18 protein-coding genes are annotated in these 19,228 nt (G+C 38.0%); 15 read left to right on the top strand and 3 right to left on the bottom strand.

Annotated elements, in window-relative coordinates; translation table 11 throughout:
• The first annotated feature begins 134 nt into the window (after positions 1–134).
• From D0T08_RS24500 to D0T08_RS24465, 8 genes are all read left to right on the top strand, one after another.
• Positions 135–917 (top strand): ParA family protein, encoded by a 783-nt coding sequence (locus D0T08_RS24500; protein WP_116985391.1) that lies wholly within the window; start codon positions 135–137, stop codon positions 915–917.
• Between the two features lie 74 nt (positions 918–991).
• Positions 992–1,918: a ParB/RepB/Spo0J family partition protein gene (locus D0T08_RS24495; RefSeq protein WP_116985390.1), complete on the top strand. Its 927-nt coding sequence runs from the start codon at positions 992–994 to the stop codon at positions 1,916–1,918.
• 99 nt (positions 1,919–2,017) lie between these two features.
• The gene (locus D0T08_RS24490; RefSeq protein ID WP_116985389.1) at positions 2,018–2,722 is read left to right on the top strand and encodes a DUF5683 domain-containing protein; all 705 of its coding nucleotides are present in this window, start codon (positions 2,018–2,020) and stop codon (positions 2,720–2,722) included.
• Positions 2,723–2,740: 18 nt separating this feature from the next.
• Entirely contained in the window at positions 2,741–3,460 is a 720-nt protein-coding gene (gene dapB / locus D0T08_RS24485) for a 4-hydroxy-tetrahydrodipicolinate reductase (protein ID WP_116985388.1), read from the top strand.
• A gap of 84 nt (positions 3,461–3,544) precedes the next feature.
• The gene (gene lepB / locus D0T08_RS24480) at positions 3,545–4,690 is read left to right on the top strand and encodes a signal peptidase I (RefSeq protein ID WP_116985387.1); all 1,146 of its coding nucleotides are present in this window, start codon (positions 3,545–3,547) and stop codon (positions 4,688–4,690) included.
• A 328-nt stretch (positions 4,691–5,018) separates the two neighbouring features.
• The gene (locus D0T08_RS24475; protein ID WP_116985386.1) at positions 5,019–6,815 is read left to right on the top strand and encodes a phosphate ABC transporter substrate-binding/OmpA family protein; all 1,797 of its coding nucleotides are present in this window, start codon (positions 5,019–5,021) and stop codon (positions 6,813–6,815) included.
• A gap of 68 nt (positions 6,816–6,883) precedes the next feature.
• Entirely contained in the window at positions 6,884–7,669 is a 786-nt protein-coding gene (locus D0T08_RS24470) for an ABC transporter permease (protein ID WP_116985385.1), read from the top strand.
• On the top strand, positions 7,669–8,490 hold the full coding sequence (locus tag D0T08_RS24465; RefSeq protein ID WP_199538215.1) for an ATP-binding cassette domain-containing protein: 822 nt from the start codon (positions 7,669–7,671) through the stop codon (positions 8,488–8,490). The genes D0T08_RS24470 and D0T08_RS24465 overlap by 1 nt, the downstream gene beginning before the upstream one ends.
• Positions 8,491–8,547: 57 nt before the next feature.
• On the opposite strand, the gene ung is transcribed toward D0T08_RS24465, so the two are convergent.
• On the bottom strand, positions 8,548–9,213 hold the full coding sequence (gene ung / locus D0T08_RS24460; RefSeq protein WP_116985383.1) for a uracil-DNA glycosylase: 666 nt from the start codon (positions 9,211–9,213) through the stop codon (positions 8,548–8,550).
• A 207-nt stretch (positions 9,214–9,420) separates the two neighbouring features.
• Here ung and apaG point away from each other — a divergent pair, with 207 nt between their 5' ends.
• Together apaG and fumC are read left to right on the top strand one after the other, a co-directional pair.
• Positions 9,421–9,813 (top strand): Co2+/Mg2+ efflux protein ApaG, encoded by a 393-nt coding sequence (gene apaG, locus D0T08_RS24455; RefSeq protein WP_116985382.1) that lies wholly within the window; start codon positions 9,421–9,423, stop codon positions 9,811–9,813.
• A gap of 257 nt (positions 9,814–10,070) precedes the next feature.
• On the top strand, positions 10,071–11,471 hold the full coding sequence (gene fumC, locus D0T08_RS24450; RefSeq protein WP_116985381.1) for a class II fumarate hydratase: 1,401 nt from the start codon (positions 10,071–10,073) through the stop codon (positions 11,469–11,471).
• A gap of 123 nt (positions 11,472–11,594) precedes the next feature.
• Here the strand turns inward: fumC and D0T08_RS24445 are convergent, their stop codons facing one another.
• Entirely contained in the window at positions 11,595–13,076 is a 1,482-nt protein-coding gene (locus D0T08_RS24445) for a DUF1501 domain-containing protein (RefSeq protein ID WP_116985380.1), read from the bottom strand.
• Positions 13,073–15,814: a DUF1553 domain-containing protein gene (locus tag D0T08_RS24440; RefSeq protein ID WP_116985379.1), complete on the bottom strand. Its 2,742-nt coding sequence runs from the start codon at positions 15,812–15,814 to the stop codon at positions 13,073–13,075. Before D0T08_RS24440 ends, D0T08_RS24445 begins: the two co-directional genes overlap by 4 nt.
• 166 nt (positions 15,815–15,980) lie before the next feature.
• Here D0T08_RS24440 and D0T08_RS24435 point away from each other — a divergent pair, with 166 nt between their 5' ends.
• The 5 genes from D0T08_RS24435 to D0T08_RS24415 are packed head-to-tail and all read left to right on the top strand — an operon-like array spanning position 15,981 to position 19,210.
• On the top strand, positions 15,981–16,298 hold the full coding sequence (locus D0T08_RS24435) for an MmcQ/YjbR family DNA-binding protein (RefSeq protein WP_116985378.1): 318 nt from the start codon (positions 15,981–15,983) through the stop codon (positions 16,296–16,298).
• A gap of 15 nt (positions 16,299–16,313) precedes the next feature.
• Complete coding sequence (locus D0T08_RS24430; protein ID WP_116985377.1) at positions 16,314–17,357, top strand: hypothetical protein; 1,044 nt, start codon at positions 16,314–16,316, stop codon at positions 17,355–17,357.
• Positions 17,358–17,387: 30 nt separating this feature from the next.
• Positions 17,388–18,233: an HAD-IIA family hydrolase gene (locus tag D0T08_RS24425; protein WP_116985376.1), complete on the top strand. Its 846-nt coding sequence runs from the start codon at positions 17,388–17,390 to the stop codon at positions 18,231–18,233.
• 14 nt (positions 18,234–18,247) lie between these two features.
• Positions 18,248–18,862, top strand: a complete 615-nt coding sequence (locus D0T08_RS24420) for a M949_RS01915 family surface polysaccharide biosynthesis protein (RefSeq protein WP_116985375.1) — start codon at positions 18,248–18,250, stop codon at positions 18,860–18,862.
• A gap of 3 nt (positions 18,863–18,865) precedes the next feature.
• Positions 18,866–19,210: a tRNA-binding protein gene (locus D0T08_RS24415; RefSeq protein ID WP_116985374.1), complete on the top strand. Its 345-nt coding sequence runs from the start codon at positions 18,866–18,868 to the stop codon at positions 19,208–19,210.
• Positions 19,211–19,228 lie beyond the last annotated feature (18 nt).

Here is a 19,228-nt window from a genome sequence, read left to right as displayed (position 1 = left end):
AAAGCTTAATTATCCCTTCATTCCACAATCTTATCCACATCGTGGAACATTTTTTCCACGTCGTGGAACATTTAATTGTTTCTTAACATTAAATGTTTGATATTTGAAGCAGTAATTTTCTCTAACCACAAGCAATGGGAAAAATAATAGCAATTGCCAACCAAAAGGGAGGCGTAGGTAAAACGACCACTACCATAAATTTAGCAGCCAGCTTGGCTGCGCTCGAATTTCGGACACTCATAATTGATGCTGACCCACAAGCTAATGCTACCTCTGGTTTGGGCTTTAACCCTAAAGAAGTAGAAAACAGCATTTACGAATGTATGGTCGATGATATTCGTCCACGTGATATTATTATCGAAACCGACTTCCCCAACCTTGATTTATTACCTTCTCATATCGACCTAGTAGGAGCCGAAATCGAAATGATTAATCTCCCGAAGCGTGAAGAAAAGATGAAAGAATCATTGATGGACGTGAAAGATATGTATGATTTTATCATTATTGATTGCTCACCGTCTCTGGGTTTGATAGTCATTAATAGCCTTACTGCTGCTGATTCGGTCATTGTACCTGTGCAATGTGAGTATTTTGCGCTCGAGGGATTAGGCAAGTTGTTAAATACCATCAAAATCATTCAGCAGCGATTGAATCCTGCCTTAACGATTGAGGGTATTTTGTTAACCATGTATGATTTGCGTGTGCGATTGTCGAATCAGGTGGTGCATGAGGTAACTACTCACTTCAGGAACATGGTTTTCCAGACCCTGATTCCAAGAAATATCCGATTGTCTGAATCGCCGAGTTACGGTGTACCTGCTTTGGCACAAGATGCCGATAGCAAGGGAGCTATCAGTTATTTGAATCTGGCAAGAGAGATTCTGATAAAAAATGGAAAATTAGTATCTGAAAACTGATACGACTACTCAAAGAATTATATAAATGTACATGGGAAGATACACAACAAAGGCCCATTTAACATTAAAAAAATATGGAATCTAAAATAGTCAACCAAAAGAAGAGTATGACCGGTCTCGGTAGAGGTTTAGGTGCGTTGCTTTCAGACTCTGGCAGTACCCCATCCGAAACACCAACTATTCCACGTCGTTTAGAAGCGATCAGCTCTATGCACGAAATAATGATCGATTCGGTTGAAACTAATCCTTACCAACCCCGTACCCATTTCGACCAGGAGGCGTTGCAGGAATTAGCAGAATCAATTAAAGTATTAGGTATCATCCAACCGATTACTGTTAAAGAATCTAGTCCGGGCAGATATACCCTTATTTCAGGGGAACGTCGTTTGCAAGCCTCTAAATTAGCCGGATTAACCAAGATTCCTGCTTATATCCGTACGGCTGATGACCAACAGATGCTCGAAATGGCATTAATCGAAAACATTCAGCGCGAAAACCTGAATGCCATAGAAATTGCCTTGAGTTATCACCGCTTGCTAAGCGAATTTCAATTAAAACAAGAAGAATTAGGCGACAGAGTAGGTAAAAACCGTACAACAGTCAATAATTATCTTCGCTTATTGAAACTGCCGGATGTTATTCAGGCTGCCGTTCGTGATAATGAAATTTCGATGGGCCATGCACGTGCCCTGATTAATATCGATAATCATGAAACGCAGATTAAGCTATTCAGCAAAGTTGTTGAAGAAAACTGGTCTGTTCGCAAAATTGAAGATGAGGTACGTCGATTGGCATTATTGATTCAGGAAGATAATAAGGGAAAACGCCAGACAACAATAAAGCAGGAGATTTCGTCTTTACAGTTCAGGCTTCAAGGTTATTTTGGCACTAAAGTTCTAGTAAAAGCTGACGATAAGCATAAAGGAGAGATTAAAATACCTTTCTCATCAAAAGATGAATTAGATAGAATTCTGAACTCAATCAAGGTAAATCAGGAGTAATATTACTGTATCAAAAGAGCTTAAAAATTGTTAAAGAATTGTAAAAAGAAATATAAGAACCTAATTTTGTCTCTTTATTCGCAATTAAATATTCGGAATATGGTTCGGGCATTGGTTTTTCTTTTATTTATTACAAACATTTCTTTTGCTCAAAAAACAGATACACTAAGTAATATTCCTGTCAAAGCTGATTCTATTAAAAAAATTGCTGTCGATTCTGCCAAAAAACTTAGTCTAGTTAATAAAATTCTCAAAAGAGATACCTCTAAAAGAGAAAACTTTCTAGCCAGGACTTTCAAAGTAGATTCAGCAAAAAAGGCAAATCCGGCCCGCAAAGCACTGTTAAGGTCTTTAATACTCCCTGGTTGGGGACAAGCGACTAACAAAGAATATTGGGTGATTCCGATAGTTTACGCAGCAGCAGCCGGTGGAGTTTATACTTTTTGGTTTACCAACGACCGTTACTGGTATTACAAGCGTTATTTACAAACGATTGTGGTGGGTGGAGAGAAAGAGGTAATGATAGAGCAGATTTCGGGAATCTGGAATAAAAAAACCGGAAGAACACTCGGGCCCTTTACACAAGCGCAGATAGAACCTGCAGTAAACAGTTTCAGACGCTACAGAGATTTAACAGTAATATTGTTTGCCGTGGGCTGGACATTGCAAGCAGTACAAGCCAATGTATCGGCACATTTAAAAACATTTGATATGAGCGACGATATTTCGCTTAAATTTGAACCAAGTGTCCAATCAACTGCCTATGGCAATGCTGTTGGGGCAAGAGTTGTTTTGAGATTTTAAACGAATTAAAATAAGTATATGCGTATTGCCCTGTTAGGATATGGAAAAATGGGTAAAGTAATTGAACAGATTGCTTTACAGAGAGGTCATGAAATTTCCGCAAAAATAGATATTAGTAATCGTACAGATTTATTATCCATCAATTCTGAAAATACCGATGTGGTAATAGAATTCAGTTCACCTGAATCAGCCTATGGAAACCTTAAATTCTGTATGGAATTTGGCTTACCTACAGTATGTGGTACCACCGGATGGCTGCAACATAAATCTGAAATTGAGAAGTTATGTATTGAAAATGAAGGTGCGTTCTTTTATGCTTCTAATTACAGCATTGGCGTAAATCTGTTTTTTGAATTGAATAAAGCCTTAGCGAAGTTGATGAGTCCTTATACTAATGAATATAAGGTATCAACCAATGAAATACATCATACTGAAAAGAAAGACGCCCCAAGCGGAACAGCCATTACTTTAGCACAAGGCATTATTGAAAATCTGGGCAACAAAGTTAAATGGGTAAATAACCAGATTGCCAATGATAATGAACTGGCTATCTGGTCGTCGAGAGAGGGAAAAGTATCGGGAACACACGAAATAAAATATATTTCTGATGTTGATCAGATTGAAATTAAGCATATTGCTCATAGCCGTAATGGCTTTGCTTTAGGAGCTGTGATTGCTGCAGAATGGATACATGGCAAAACCGGAATTTTTGGTATGCAGGACATGTTAGGGTTTTAAGCTGCAATTTTAATATACCTTATAACAATATATTAACAGCGATAATCATTAATTAAAAAATCTCCTTTGCTGGAGTTAAAATATATGGCAGAAGTTGAAACAAAAACACAAGAAAAAACTGTAAAGAAGAAATCCGCAACCAGAGAGTGGTTCGATTCAGTGCTATTTGCAGTAGTTGCAGCTACATTGATTCGCTGGCTCTTTTTAGAAGCCTATACTATTCCGACAGGTTCGATGGAAAAAAGTCTATTAATCAATGATTTCCTTTTCGTGAGTAAATTACATTATGGTACCAGAACGCCAAAGACCATTTTACAGGTTCCATTGACACATCAGAAAATATGGTTTACAGAAGTGCCATCATACCTTGACTGGATTCAGTTACCGCAATATAGATTACCGGGCTTTACGCATGTAAAAAATGGTGATGTGGTAGTATTTAACTATCCTGGTTGCCCGGAAAGACCTGATGAATTTGGTGGTTTTGATAAATATCCTGTTGATCTAAGAACCAATTATATTAAACGCTGTATTGGTATTCCGGGCGATGTGGTTGAATTACGCGCAGGTCAGGTATATCTTAACAATAAAATTTTCGCCAATCCTCCTGGCATGCAAATGGAGTATGCTATTGAAGCCAATACTCAGGTAAATGAAAAGGTTTTCCAGAAATACGACATTTCTGAATTTGAGCAAGACCTCAGAATCACTGATAAAACTATTTATTATGTAAAAGCTACCGAACAAGGGGTTAAGGATATGAAAAACCTCGATTTCGTGAAAAGCATTACGCCAATGGTGATGGCTAAGGAAGATACAACCGATATAAGATATAATACTTTCCCTTATAATTCGCGTTTGTTTCCGTTTAACAGAGATAACTTTGGCCCTATCACTATTCCCAAGAAAGGAGTTACTATTCAGTTAGATGAAAGAAATCTCGCTTTGTATAAGGGTGTGATTACTACATTCGACGGTAACAAAGATGCTAAGTTTGTAAACGGTCAAATCATTTTAGATGGTAAGCCAATTACTTCTTATACGTTCAAACAAGATTACTATTTCATGATGGGTGATAACCGTCATGGCTCAGATGATTCACGTTTCTGGGGTTTTGTACCGGAAGATCATATTGTTGGTAAAGCAGTGTTCATCTGGATGTCTATTGACAAAGACGGAACATTCCTGAATAAAATCCGCTGGAGTCGTTTGTTTAGTATTATCCGTTAAAAAATCGGTGTTCATTTCCATTGGACAAGTAAGATTTTAAAATTAATATATAATAGAGGTAACCCGAAAGGTTACCTCTATTTTTTTGTTTTTATGTCCAAGAATATCTACACATCAGAAAATTTACCTTTCAATAAAAAATCTCACTAAAATCGCCTTGGATGCATGGATTTTCGACCGTTCGGCTACATTTTTGTAGGTAAAAACGATAAAAAGCTATTTAAATTTGTCTAATTATTATATTTATTAAACAGGTATTTGGTAATTAAAATCATTTTTTTACTTTTGATAACCCTGTAGAATACTTCTTATTAAACCGCCTTAAAAAATGCAAAGCACAAAAACGAAATTAACTCCTTTTGGAAGATTAACTATTGCCGTTCTGATCGTAGCCGGATTATGGGGGCTAAAATGGCTGATTCTGGATAGTGGATACGTAATGGAAAAGTCTAGTAGTCAGTCTCAGGACGTTGGGAAAATTGATTTACCTACCGCTCCAAAAAATGCCTCTTCATCTGTTGCACCAATCGAAATGCCATCCGACCAACCAGCCAATGTATCTTCTCCTGAAATACGATGGATGCTTTGGGCCTGGAATGCGCAAATGGGTGCCATTTTTGCCAATGGCGGTGCCAAAACTTCTAAAGGCTCAATTATGGAGAAAAAAGGCATTAATCTAAGCCTTATTCGCCAAGACGAGGTACCTCAAATGCAAGCTAATCTGGTAAAGTTTGCCTCCGAATATAAAAGCAATCCTAATACAACTGAAGGTGTGCAGTTTGTGACTATCATGGGCGATGGCGCAGCAGCTTTCTTAGCAGGAGTAAATCCGGAACTGGAAAAATTAGGAAGCGATTACAGAGCACAAATTATTTATACTTGTGGAAAATCTTTGGGTGAAGATAAATTTATGGGTTTACCAGCATGGAAAGAAAATCCACAGAATGCCAAAGGTGGCCTTACAACTGCCGTATTACGCGATGGTGACTGGAATATAGTAGTAAAATGGTGTGGGGATAACGGAATCCCTGTAAATCCTGATGAAAAAACTTATGATCCCAATGCCATGAACTTTGTGGCAGCAGATAGTTATCTTGATGCCTCCGAAAAATATATTACCGGATATTCAGAAGAGCGTCAGGTAGTTTCTAATGGCAAACCAACTGGAGAGACCAAACGTGTAACCGTGAATGGGGTAGCTACATGGACACCAGGCGACGTAAATGTAGCGGAGAAAAAGGGTGGCTTGGTTTCAATTGTATCTACAAAAGAGTATCGTAGCCAGATGCCTTGCGTTTTGATTGGAATTAAAAAATATATGCAGGATAACCGTGACAGAGTAGAAAAATTAATTGAAGGCATTGCCGAGGGAGGAGACCAGGTTAAATCTTATTCTGCCGTATTAGACAAAGCCGGTGAGTTATCAGCGAAAGTATATAACGAAGCAGATAAAGCTTATTGGGTTAAATATTATAAAGGAACTCAGGCAGTCGATAACCAGAAATTAGTAGTTGAATTAGGAGGCTCTGCCGTCCACAACTTAGGCGATAACATGGAAATTTTTGGTTTGAATAGCGGAAGCACCAACGTGGTAAAAATAGTATACGATGTTTTCGGAAATTTAGCTTCCAAACTTTATCCGGCACTTATGCCTACATTCCCTAAATCAGATGATGTAATTGATGTAAGTTATCTGCAAAATGTGGCTTCGCGCACAAAAAATATTTCGGCAGCAGAAGAAGTTACGTTTAAATCGGACGATAATATCCGTGAAAAAGTATCAGAAAAGTCATGGAATATAGCATTCCTTTCAGGAAAAGAGACTTTTACGCCACAGGCACAAAAAGAGTTAGAAGATTTATTCAACGACCTGGTAGTTGCCAGCAATCTGAAAGTTGAAATACACGGACATACAGATAATGTAGGGAATCCTGATGCAAATATGGCATTATCAGAAGCCAGAGCGTTTGCTGTAAAACAATGGTTGGAGAAAAAATCTGCCAGTAACTTCCCTGAGGGTAGAATTCAGGTTTTTGCACATGGCCAGACTCAACCAGTTGTGCCAAACACAACTCCTGAAGGCAAAGCTAAAAACCGCCGTGTGACTATTGTCATGGGTAGATAAAACTTATATAGTTCCGGTAATTAGAGGTTCTTTCTATTTGCCGGAACTTAAACTACAATCCAGACTCTATGGAAAAAATAAAAAAACTCTTTATACCTAATACCAAAAACAGTCAGTCGACTATGGCTATCATGATTGCTATACAAATGGCTGTTTTTTTAGTATTATGGACAACTAGTTCTTTCAGGCTAATACCTACTCCTATGGAGATTTTAAAATCTCTTCAAAGTCTGATAGCCAGTCAAAACCTTATCTACGAACTTTGGAACAGTACCTGGCTTTGTTTGAAATCGTTGCTCATTGCAACAATCATTTCGTTGATTATTTCTTATGCCACAGTTATCCCATTTTTTAAACCAATCGGTTATCTTATTTCAAAATTTCGTTTCTGGACACTCGTAGGTTTATCCTTTGTTTTTACGTTAATTACACATTCAGGGCATGAATTAAAAGTAACATTGATGGTTTTTGGAATAACCGTTTTCTTTGTTACCTCAATGGTTTCTATTATTCAGTCGATCCCTAAATATGAATTTTATCATGCCCGAACCCTTCGGATGAACGAATGGCAGGTAGTATGGGAAGTAATCATTCTGGGAAGGCTTGATCAGGTATTGGAAGTAATCAGACAAAACTTTGCCATTGCCTGGATGATGCTGACGATGGTTGAGGGAATTTCAAGAGCGGAGGGAGGAATCGGGGTTTTATTACTAAATAATAATAAATTGCTTCGCTTATCTGATGTATTTGCCATTCAATTAGTAATACTCCTGATGGGAATCTTTTTAGATTACACAATCGGAAAACTACGAGAATTTTTCTTTCCTTACTCAAAATTGACCCTTGAAAAATAATGGCTCAGTACTCATATAAAGATACAATACTCAAAGTAGATAATGTCAATCTTACATTAGGAGATAAAGTAATATTAGAGAATGTTAATGCTGAGGTAAGAGATGCCACTCGTCCGGGAAGCGTTAAAGGGCAGATCGTAGGTTTTTTAGGTCCTTCTGGTATTGGAAAGACCAAACTGTTTGAAATTATGGCAGGTTTATTAAAGCCTACTTCAGGCAATGTATATTATGGGCCAGATAAAGAACCTGCTCACCCAGGCTGTACTGGAGTAGTTCAGCAAAATTACCCTCTTTTTATGCACCGTACTGTTCTGGGGAATTTAGAGATTGCAGCAGTAAAAAATTATAAAAACGCTGACGAGCGCAAAACCAGAATCTTTAGCTTGCTCGATCGCTTTAAGCTTCGCCCCTATCAGGATTCTTACCCTGCGCAGCTTTCAGGCGGGCAAAAACAGCGGGTAGCTATAGCTCAACAGTTGCTGTGCACTGATAATTTTTTATTAATGGATGAACCATTCAGCGGGCTTGATATTAATATGGTAGAAGAGGTGAGCGAAATGATTGTAGAAATTGCTAACATGAACGAGCATAACACAATCATAATAGTTTCGCATGATATTGTTTCTACTGCGGCTATTGCCGACAATCTTTGGCTGATGGGTAGAGAAAAAGACAAAGACGGCAATCCTACATCAGGCTCAAAAATCAAGTATACTTTTGACTTGCTGGAAAGAGGTCTGGCCTGGAGAGAAGATATCAGAAAAATCCCGGAATTCACAGAAATGATTAATGAAATCAGAGATCTATTTCATAATTTATAATTATTCAGGTAAAATAATCGGGCTTATGTGAAATCTATTCAACGCCCGATTATTTTTTTACCATTCAATTGGCTCTAATCCCTTACTCGTGAGGTAATTATTTGCCTGACTGAAATGCTTAGTACCAAACCAACCTCCGTAATTGGCTGACATAGGTGATGGGTGTTTGGCTCTTAAAACGAAGTGTTTTTTGTCATCAATTATCTTACCTTTATCCTGCGCATATTTTCCCCACAGTAAAAACACAATACCGTCTTTTTCCTCGTTCAGGCATCTGATAACAGCATCAGTAAATTGCTCCCACCCTTTCCCTTGATGTGAGCCTGCCTGCCCTGCTCTAACAGTCAAAGTAGCGTTAAGTAATAGAACACCCTGTTTTGCCCATCTTTCCAGATTCCCGGTTTTAGGAATTGGCTTCTCTAGATCATCTTTTATTTCTTTAAAAATATTGATAAGTGAAGGTGGCGAAGGAATACCATCATTGACAGAAAAACATAAACCATTGGCCTGCCCAGGCCCATGATACGGGTCTTGTCCTAAAATTACTACTCTGGTATCTTCAAAACTGCATTTATCAAAAGCATTGAAGATTAACTTACCCGGAGGATAGCACACTCCATTTTTATATTCATTTCTTACAAATTCAATCAGATTCTGAAAATAATCTTTCTGAAATTCTTCCTCTAGCTGGCTTTTCCAGCTTTCTGCAATTTTGACATCCATATTATTCAAGTTAAGCCGATTTAGTGACAATTTTGATCAAAAATAGTGCTTTAAATTCATTATGGCACCGTTTAAGAACTTTTTACAAAAAAAAGATTTGATTATAACATCAATTATAATAGAAATTTGTTACTTTACAGAACGATTTCCCAAATTGTTAAAAAATACACAGGCATTTTAAATATGCCGATGAATCTACTATAAATTATGACCACAATTACGGCATCAACTGAGGGCGTAAGGGTTAGTGTGCTTACTGAGTATCAACCAGAGTATTCGAGCCCTTACCAGTCCCATTTTGTTTTTAGCTACAGAATCCGGATCGAAAATCACAGTCACAACACCGTACAATTGCAAAGACGAAAATGGATAATTTTCGACTCAAATGCGACTATACGGGAAATAGAGGGTGAAGGCGTAGTTGGCCTTACTCCTATTTTAGAACCAGGTGAAAGTCATGAGTATATATCAGGATGCAGCCTGAAATCATCAATTGGAAAAATGACAGGTTCGTATGTCATGGAACGCTTGGCAGATGGAAAGAAATTCAGAGTTATGATTCCTGAATTCGGTCTGATAGCCCCATTCAGATTAAACTAATCTTTCAGGTATAGAGTAAAGACTCTTATCGGCACAAACATCGATGAGCGTTTATTTATGTGCCTTTAAAATAGTAATTCTGACTTTAAGAGAAGAAATATGATAGTAAACCATATATTGAAGCACGACTATAGGTCGTGCTTTTTTTATGAAAGTTTGTGATAAAAAATGAGAAAAAGCTACCAGCCTGTCTTTTTCTGATTTACTTTTGCAACGAAATTTCATTTTAACCGATCATTTCTAATTCATAAAAAAACATGCAATACAGAATAGAAAAAGATACAATGGGCGAGGTTCAGGTGCCAATTGATGTTTATTGGGGTGCACAAACACAACGTTCTATTGAAAACTTTAAGATTGCTCAAGATATTAATAAAATGCCTAAGGAAATCATCAGGGCTTTTGCTTACCTGAAACATGGAGCAGCTTTGACGAATCATGAATTAGGTGTATTACCTAAAGAAAAGGCAGATTTGATTGGTACCGTATGTCAGGAAATCCTTGACGGAAAGCTGGACGATCAGTTTCCTCTGGTAGTATGGCAGACAGGTTCGGGCACACAATCGAACATGAACTGTAATGAGGTAATTGCGTATCGCGGGCATGTATTGCAAGGTGGTGAATTAGGCGATAAAACGAAATTTTTACACCCGAATGATGATGTAAACAAATCTCAATCATCAAATGATACATTCCCGACAGCGATGCATATTGCTGCTTATAAAATGTTGATTGAAACAACCATACCGGGAATTGAAAAGCTACGCAACACACTTGCTGAGAAATCGACGGCATTTATGAACGTAGTGAAAATAGGTAGAACCCACTTTATGGATGCTACACCATTAACCGTTGGCCAGGAATTTTCAGGGTATGTTTCTCAATTAGACCACGGACTAAAGGCGATTAAAAATACATTAGCACACCTTTCAGAACTAGCTTTGGGCGGTACAGCCGTTGGTACGGGTATCAATACGCCTGAGGGTTATTCAGAATCGGTAGCTAAACATATTGCTAACTTAACCGGTATTCCATTCATTACAGCTGAAAACAAATTTGAAGCTTTAGCTGCTCATGATGCCATTGTGGAGGCACATGGCGCTTTGAAAACAGTAGCAGTTAGCTTAATGAAAATAGCCAACGACATCAGAATGTTATCATCTGGTCCTCGCGCTGGTATTGGTGAAATCTTTATTCCGGATAACGAACCTGGTTCGTCTATCATGCCGGGTAAAGTAAATCCTACGCAATGCGAAGCTTTAACTATGATTGCGGCTCAGGTAATGGGTAACGATGTGGCTATTAATGTGGGAGGAGCTATGGGTCATTTCGAACTGAATGTTTTTAAACCGGTAATGATTTTCAACTTCTTACATTCAGCTCGTTTGATTGGAGACGGTTGTGTATCATTTAATGATAAATGTGCCGTAGGTATTGAGCCATTGAAAGACAATATCAAAAAACATGTAGATAACTCGTTGATGCTGGTTACGGCGTTAAATACTAAAATCGGTTATTACAAAGCAGCTGAAATTGCACAGACGGCACATAAAAACGGTAGTACACTAAAAGAAACTGCCATTAAATTAGGTTATCTGACATCAGAAGAATTTGATGCCTGGGTGAAGCCTGAGGATATGGTGGGGAGTTTGAAGTAATTTAAGTTGACTTATATAAAAGCCTGTCTTCTCATTATTTAAAGACAGGCTTTTTGATTTAATATTTTACCACAGAGGTACACTAAGTCAGGCACGGAATTTCACAGAGCCTTATATACGATTCTATGCCAAAACCTCATTAATCACTTTCCCTGCCACATCAGTCAATCTGAAATTTCTACCCTGGAACGGGAAAACCAGCTTTTCATGATTAAAACCCATTAAGTGTAAAATAGTTGCCTGTAGGTCATGGATGTGAGTTTTACCTTTTACACCATAGTATCCTATTTCATCTGTTTCTCCATGTGAATAACCATGCCTTAATCCCGCACCTGCCATAAACATCGTAAAGGCATCCACATGATGATCCCGACCTTTATAAGGTGTATCGTTATCTCCTGCCCTGTTTTCCATCATGGGTGTTCTACCAAATTCGCCACCCCATACTATTAAAGTATCTTCTAATAATCCCCTTTGTTTTAAGTCTAAAATCAGTGCGGAGATAGGTTTATCTACGTACTCCACATTTCTGCGTAAGCCAATATCTACCCCACTTCCGGCATCTGTTCCATGATTATCCCATCGACGGTCAAATAATTGTACGACTCTCACACCCTTTTCCAGCAGTTTTCTGGCTAGAAGACAATTATTAGCAAAACTTGATTTACCGGGTTGAGTGCCATACAATTCGTGAATATAGGCAGGTTCTCCTGAAATATCCATTGTTCCAGGTACTTCTGCCTGCATGCGATAGGCCAACTCGTATTGAGAAATTCGAGTCAGAATTTCAGGATCGCCAATTTCCTGATAAGTAAGTTCATTAATTTTATTGATGGTTTCAATAGACTTCTTGCGAAGACTACTATCAATATCGCTCGGGTTATTAATATATAAAACCGGATCACCTTTAGAGCGACATTGCACACCCTGATAAACGGATGGCAAAAAGCCATTACCCCATAAATATTTACCCGCACTCGGTTCTGAACCTGATACTAATACTACATACCCCGGCAAGTTCTGATTTTCTGACCCTAAACCATAAGTAATCCAGGAACCCATACTTGGTCTGCCTACCCGGCTCGCACCAGTATGCATAAATAACTGTGCCGGAGCATGATTAAACTCATCTGTATGCATAGCTTTCAGGAAAGTCAAATCATCCGACAGTTTAGGCAAGTAATTAAAATAATCTGAAAACCAATTTCCTGATTGCCCATGCTGCTGAAAAGTGGCCTGAGGGCCTAACATTTTAGGCACTCCTTTGATAAAAGCAAACCTTTTCCCCTCTAATAATGAAGGTGGGCAAAGTTGTCCATCCAGTTTAGCCAGTTCAGGTTTATAATCGAACAATTCTAATTGGGAGGGTGCACCCTCCATATGCATAAAAATAATGCGTTTAGCCTTTGGACTAAAATGAGAAGGTCTTACAGCTAATGGATTTTCATCAAGCAATGGTTTAGATGATTCTCCGAAGCAACCTCCTAACATGGATGAAATCGCCAACCCACCTAGTCCCGAGGTACATTGCTTCAGAAAATGTCTTCGGGTATTATATTTTGCTTCGTCAAAAAAAGCTTCTTCAGATACTGATATTCTTTTCATTTTGTCAGAAATTCATCTAAGTTCATCATGGCATTAGCTGCAAGTGTTAGCGCGTCTAATTCAGCCTCTTTCCTTTCCTTTTTCCTCAAGTCAAGTAAAGCTTCCTGATACAACTGAAATAATAATTTAGTTTTAGTGGGTGATGGTGCCCTCTGGAAAAGGTATTGATACCCCACTTTCAGCTTATCTTCTACCCGAGTACCTGGCACATCTTTCATTTTCAGGGCAATATTCTGAGCAGCTGCATAATAGACTGTATCGTTCAAAGTTGTCAGAGCCTGTAAAGGCGTATTAGTTCGGATACGGCGAGAAGTACAAACATTCCTTTGCGGACTATCAAAGGTAATCATGGATGGATATGGGTTCGTGCGTCTCCAGTAAGTATAGACCGCTCTTCTGAACAGGTTTTTCTTTGGCTCATTCTTCCAACCTTCATCTGTTGGATTTGGTGGACGAACACTTGGTCCGTACATTTCTTCATTTAATAATTGGCTCACAAACAATGCCTGATCTCTGATTTGTTCTGAGGATAGTCTTATCCTCGGTCCTCGGGCTAAAAACAGATTACGAGGATCTTTTTCTAATAATTCTTTATCAACTATCTCTGATTGTCGGTAAGTCGCAGACATCACCATCAATTTCAACAGTTTCTTTACACTCCAGTTTTGCTCACCCATAAACTTTACAGCAAGCCAGTCTAATAACTCAGGATGAGTGGGCTTTGCGCCCATTGTCCCAAAGTCTTCCAAGGATTCAACTATCCCATTGCCAAATAATTGTTCCCAGAAACGGTTTACCATCACCCTTGCCGTCAACGGATTATCTTTACTAACCAACCATTCTGCAAAACCTAGTCTGTTGGCAGGAAAATTCTTCATGTCTGGTAAAGAACCCGGCATAGCTGGCTTCACTTCATCGCCATGTACCATCCAATTACCTCTGATGAAGACATGTGTTTTTCTTGCCCTGTTCGGGTTCATTTCCATGATAACAGGAGTGCCGTTGCTCTCAATTTTCATCAATTTATCTAAAGAATCTCTGAAAGCTTTTGGATAACTGTTTTTCAATGGAGTTTTATACTGTAAATCCATCCAGTCTAAATGAATCAGGTCTGTCCAGAAGTTTTTGCCTTTTTTATAAACCAGATATACATCGTGCAATCCTTTGGTTGGTTTCACTCTTCCCGTTGAAGTTGTATAATCTTTCCATCTCGACCAACTATCATTTACTTTTTCTTCGCTACATTTTGTTTCAACTCTGCTAATTAACTCTCCTTCCGAACTCCCCAAACGCATTTCTATAAACAAATTCTCAGCACCACTCTGATATCCATAAGTAACCTGGGAAACGCCTGTCAAATCCACATCTTCATACACGGTATAAGCCCCATCAGTGGTTTGCATAATTGTTTTCTGGTTATTCCACAATTCAATATGCCTGCTAGCGCTATCAAACTCCTCAGCTTCTATACGATAGATACCCATTCGCCTTAAATAGTCTTGCTTTTGCTTATCTAATGGAATATTAGGAGAAATGGGTGTTGGATTCTTCTCAACATTCTTCAACCAGGTCAGCATATTCTTTACTTCTTTTTCCTTTTCAACTGAATAGGTTTTCAGCAAAGGTTTGTCATTATATAAATCTCTGTCTTGGGTATTATTGAAGAACGCAAAAGACTGATAAAATTCTTTATGACGGAAAGGATCATAGGGGTGGCTATGGCATTGCACGCAGGCCATTGTTGTTCCCTGCCATACCTCCCAGGTTGTAGAAACTCTGTCGAGCAAAGCCATATTTCTGAACTCTTCATCATTCGTACCACCCTCGTCATTAGCCATGGTATTTCTGTGAAAAGCCGTAGCTATCAGCCGATTTTCTATTTCTTTAGCAGTAATTGAATTTGATCTTGGTAGTAAATCACCAGCCAGTTGTTGAATAGTAAATTGGTCAAAAGGCATATCGTCATTAAACGCCCTGATTACCCAGTCACGATATTGCCAGATGCTGCGGTCTAAATCTTTTTCGTAGCCTTTTGAGTCTGCGTAACGCGCCAAATCAAGCCACATAGTTGCCCAACGCTCACCAAAGTGAGAAGATTTCAGAAGTCTGTCCACTTGTTTTTCGTAGGCATTCGGACTGGTATCTTTCAAAAATGCCTGTGTTTCCTCAATACCTGGCGGCAAGCCTATTAAATCTAAACTAAGTCTTCTCAACAATGTCGTTTTATCGGTTTCAGGCGAGTGCTTTAATCCTTCCTGATTCAGTTTATCCAGCACAAACTTATCAATATCATTCGCTATCCACTTATCACTCACATCAGGCGGACTAATAGATTTATCAGGTTTGATATACGACCAATGGTCTTCCCAATTAGCGCCTTCATTTATCCATCTTTCTATTTTGCTGATTTCTTCATTGCTTAGCGGTTCAGCCTCCAAAGGCATACGCTCTTCCACATCATGAGATTTCAGGCGTTTTATTAATTCAGAATTACCGGCATCATGGGGGATAATGGCGAATTTACCGGATTTAGCTTTTGCCAATGCTTCTTCTCTAAAAAGCAGGCTGAAGTCCCCACTTTTCTTTACACCTCCATGACAAACAATACATTTTTTATTGAAAATAGGACGAATTTCTTGATTATAGCTGATTTTATCTCGTGTGAAATGATACACAGAGGCAATAGCTATTAGAACTGCGGCAAACAGGCTTATCCAGGTTAATCTCTGATAATTCATCAGTTAGTTGAATGAAAATTACTCTCGAATATCAATATAAAATGGTAGGAATACAAGTTTTTTTATCATTATACGGCTAGCAGAAAAAAAACTACCATTCCACTATCCTTTTAAATCAAGAAGTGTTAAGTATATTTGGGCATTGTAAAAATAATCTTCTCTGATTATGGTAGATGAAGCAACTCTTAGAGAAATAGCACTTTCGTTTCCCGAAACGATTGAACAGCCGCATTTTGAAAAAACTTCGTTCAGAGCGAAGAAAAAAATCTTTGCCACCTACTCTAGTCATGATAAACGAGCCTGTCTGAAACTTTCTGAAATTGACCAGTCTGTTTTCTGTTCTTTAGACAAGACTATAGTTTATCCTGTGCCAAATAAATGGGGAAAACAGGGTTGGACATTATTTGAATTGAATCTGATAGAAAAAGAAGTGCTGCATGATGCCTTAGAGACGGCCTACAAAGAAGTAACCAGGAAAAAATAGTTATTGCCACTACACATGAGAATCATAGACTATCCGACCATTATAAAGCTAGCTTGGGCAAATTTTGATAACTCTAAAACAATTGTCCACGTTGAAGACATCAGTGCAAAGGTTTCAACTAATCATGTTTTTAGGGTTAAATTTGATAATGATGATATGATTATTGCCAAACTATCGTATTTTGGCACTTATGAACATTTCAAAGAAGACCATCAGATAATTCATGCCTTATCTAATAATCTCCTGTATCCGTTTGAAAATGTGTTAGCAAAATCTCTGGTAAAAGATAATGAAGTATATACTTATCGTTTTCAACAAGGCGAGATTGATGCATGGGTTGTGTTCTATAATCCAATCAGAAGTTTGCATCGTCTCCCTCGCCGTTTAGATGAAGAACATATCCGAAAGCTAGGAACTGAAATAGCCAAATTTCATAAAGCATGTGCGAGAGTAAGTACTGTTTTGCCTAAAGCTTACAAAACATTACGCTCTGATATTCAGGATTTATTAAACATTCTGAATACAGAAGTCGGAGAGTTTGAACATCGGATGCATATCGATGATTTAAAAAAGCAATGCGAGATATTTTTAGAGAATAGACAGAAACTGGTTGCGAAGACTGTAGAAACCATGCCCGTTTTTATGGATTGGAATATCGGGAACTTCTCAGTAACTAAAAACCTGGAACTCTACTCCCGATGGGATTATGACTGGTTTAGGATCAGTTATCGGGTGATGGATTTTTATTTCTTCAGTAGAGTAGTTTCCAATGTGGGAGATAGAACTGTATTCAGTTACTATATCGGTCCATTGATGGAAGACCGATTCATTATCTTTTTACAGGAATACCATAAAGTTTACCCATTAACTGAAAATGAAGTCCGATTCATGAAAGAAGCGTACCGATTCTTTATATTAAACTATGTCATCAAATACGGCAGGTACTTTTTCCATCGGACTTATGCCACAAAACTACAAAGAGAAGCTTACGAGATATATTTCCCATCAATTGAAAAAGAATTTGATGCAGATAAGATTTTGAAGGCTTTGAATTTATAAAACTATTAACCAAACCACCTATTACCTTACATGAAGATTCATGATTTCAAAACAGTTCTGGAAAATTATAAAGTCGTCTTCTTCGATGCTTATGGCGTATTGAAGAATTATAATGGCTTGATTCCTGGCGTTGAAAAAACTTTTGAATACCTGAAAGAAACCAACAAAGAATTTTATATCCTTACCAATGATGCTTCAAGGAAACCTCAGCAATTAGCTGATTCATACCATCATTTAGGTATTGAAGATATTGTTATTTCCAATATTATATCATCTGGCATGTTGGCGATGGATTACCTGAAGCAAAAAGTCAAAAAAGGTAAAGTAGTTTTTCTGGGTACAGAAGATTCTGCTTACTACATCGAAACTTTGGGGTTAGAAGCAGTCCCTATTAGTGAGCTGGATATTGACAACCTGACTGATATTCAGGCTTTGGCTTTTCTGGACGATGAAGGCTTTGACTGGAAAACAGATTTAAACAAAACTATTAACCTGCTTCGTAGAAAGAATATTCCTGTAATTGTAGCCAATACAGATGCCACTTATCCCGTATCGAAAAAAGAAATTGCCATTGCCATGGGTGGCATATCTGATATGATTGAATCTATCGTAGGCAAACAGTTTGTAGGTTTTGGCAAGCCAGACTCACAGATGTTTATTTTTGCTTACGAACATATCAAAAGTGCGGGCATAGAGAAAAAAGATATACTTATGGTCGGTGATACCTTGCACACTGATATTCTGGGTGGTAATAAATTCGGCCTTGATACAGTTTTAGTATTAAGTGGCAATACCCAAGCAGAAGATGCAGAAGTAAAAATCCAGAGCTCAGGTATTATCCCTACCTATATTTGTGAAGCAGCTATCGTTGAATAATAACAAACTATCTGATGAACCGACCAATCTTTAAAATCTTTGTTAAATCATTTCTTCTCCTAATTCTGGGCTTTAATAGCTTAGCGCAAAAAATCGCTGTTCAAACTATTCCGCCTGAAACTATCAAAAAATTCAATATCCTTGGAGTTGAGGTAATAAAGAAAGTTCAGTTCAATGATAAAAATGGGGTAAATTATGTCATTGCCACGACTGAAGAAAATGTAAAAGATGATTATACAACAAAAAAAATGTGGGTAGAGCATTTTATCGAAAATGATAAAAAGGAACCTAAAATGCTGAGGGAAATTACCGATTTTGAAAGGGATTGTCCGGTAGATAATCAATTAGAGATTATAAAAGACTCATTTACGATTAATGATTTAGACAAAAATGGTTACGCCGAAATCATTTTTATGTATAAGACCGGTTGTAAAGGTGATGTTAGTACATCAGGCTTAAAATTGATGGTTCTGGAGAATGGTACTAAAGCAGCTGTAAGAGGTAAAACCATTATTAAGGAGTTTAAAACGCCAAGAGAAATGACACCCGATACAGCGTTTAAGAAATTGCCTAAATTGATTCAGGATAAAGCCATTGCACTATGGGCTCAATTTGAAAACGAATTTTGAGTTATGGAAAAAGAGACTATCAGTTGGGAGGATTTTGAGAAAGTGGAACTCAGAGCGGGAACAATCGTTCAGGTAGATGATTTTCCAAAAGCCCGAAAACCTGCTTATAAGTTATTGATTGATTTAGGGTCAGAGATTGGCATCAAACGGTCCTCGGCACAGATTACTACTTTTTATACCAAAGAAGAATTATTAGGAAAACAGGTGATATGTGTAACCAACTTCCCTCCCCGCCAGATCGCCGATTTTATGTCAGAGGTACTCACTACTGGCTTTATTCTGGAGGGTGGCGCTGTAGTGCTATCGGAATCCGAAAGAAAAGTACCAAATGGTAGCCGCTTGGCTTAAATATTACAAGTTTATCTT

Origin of the sequence: Emticicia sp. C21 (genome assembly GCF_003418935.1) — a bacterium.
Lineage (GTDB): Bacteria > Bacteroidota > Bacteroidia > Cytophagales > Spirosomataceae > Emticicia.
Note: the sequence above shows the minus strand (reverse complement) of the source record. Positions and strands in the feature narration are given on the sequence as shown.

What these genes read in the sequence shown, in the direction of transcription:
- D0T08_RS24500 (WP_116985391.1), top strand. Translation starts at nt 135, where the DNA reads ATGGGAAAAATAATAGCAATTGCCAACCAAAAGGGAGGCGTAGGTAAA.
- D0T08_RS24495 (WP_116985390.1), top strand. Translation starts at nt 992, where the DNA reads ATGGAATCTAAAATAGTCAACCAAAAGAAGAGTATGACCGGTCTCGGT.
- D0T08_RS24490 (WP_116985389.1), top strand. Translation starts at nt 2,018, where the DNA reads ATGGTTCGGGCATTGGTTTTTCTTTTATTTATTACAAACATTTCTTTT.
- dapB (WP_116985388.1), top strand. Translation starts at nt 2,741, where the DNA reads ATGCGTATTGCCCTGTTAGGATATGGAAAAATGGGTAAAGTAATTGAA.
- lepB (WP_116985387.1), top strand. Translation starts at nt 3,545, where the DNA reads ATGGCAGAAGTTGAAACAAAAACACAAGAAAAAACTGTAAAGAAGAAA.
- D0T08_RS24475 (WP_116985386.1), top strand. Translation starts at nt 5,019, where the DNA reads ATGCAAAGCACAAAAACGAAATTAACTCCTTTTGGAAGATTAACTATT.
- D0T08_RS24470 (WP_116985385.1), top strand. Translation starts at nt 6,884, where the DNA reads ATGGAAAAAATAAAAAAACTCTTTATACCTAATACCAAAAACAGTCAG.
- D0T08_RS24465 (WP_199538215.1), top strand. Translation starts at nt 7,669, where the DNA reads ATGGCTCAGTACTCATATAAAGATACAATACTCAAAGTAGATAATGTC.
- ung (WP_116985383.1), bottom strand. Translation starts at nt 9,213, where the DNA reads ATGGATGTCAAAATTGCAGAAAGCTGGAAAAGCCAGCTAGAGGAAGAA.
- apaG (WP_116985382.1), top strand. Translation starts at nt 9,421, where the DNA reads ATGACCACAATTACGGCATCAACTGAGGGCGTAAGGGTTAGTGTGCTT.
- fumC (WP_116985381.1), top strand. Translation starts at nt 10,071, where the DNA reads ATGCAATACAGAATAGAAAAAGATACAATGGGCGAGGTTCAGGTGCCA.
- D0T08_RS24445 (WP_116985380.1), bottom strand. Translation starts at nt 13,076, where the DNA reads ATGAAAAGAATATCAGTATCTGAAGAAGCTTTTTTTGACGAAGCAAAA.
- D0T08_RS24440 (WP_116985379.1), bottom strand. Translation starts at nt 15,814, where the DNA reads ATGAATTATCAGAGATTAACCTGGATAAGCCTGTTTGCCGCAGTTCTA.
- D0T08_RS24435 (WP_116985378.1), top strand. Translation starts at nt 15,981, where the DNA reads ATGGTAGATGAAGCAACTCTTAGAGAAATAGCACTTTCGTTTCCCGAA.
- D0T08_RS24430 (WP_116985377.1), top strand. Translation starts at nt 16,314, where the DNA reads ATGAGAATCATAGACTATCCGACCATTATAAAGCTAGCTTGGGCAAAT.
- D0T08_RS24425 (WP_116985376.1), top strand. Translation starts at nt 17,388, where the DNA reads ATGAAGATTCATGATTTCAAAACAGTTCTGGAAAATTATAAAGTCGTC.
- D0T08_RS24420 (WP_116985375.1), top strand. Translation starts at nt 18,248, where the DNA reads ATGAACCGACCAATCTTTAAAATCTTTGTTAAATCATTTCTTCTCCTA.
- D0T08_RS24415 (WP_116985374.1), top strand. Translation starts at nt 18,866, where the DNA reads ATGGAAAAAGAGACTATCAGTTGGGAGGATTTTGAGAAAGTGGAACTC.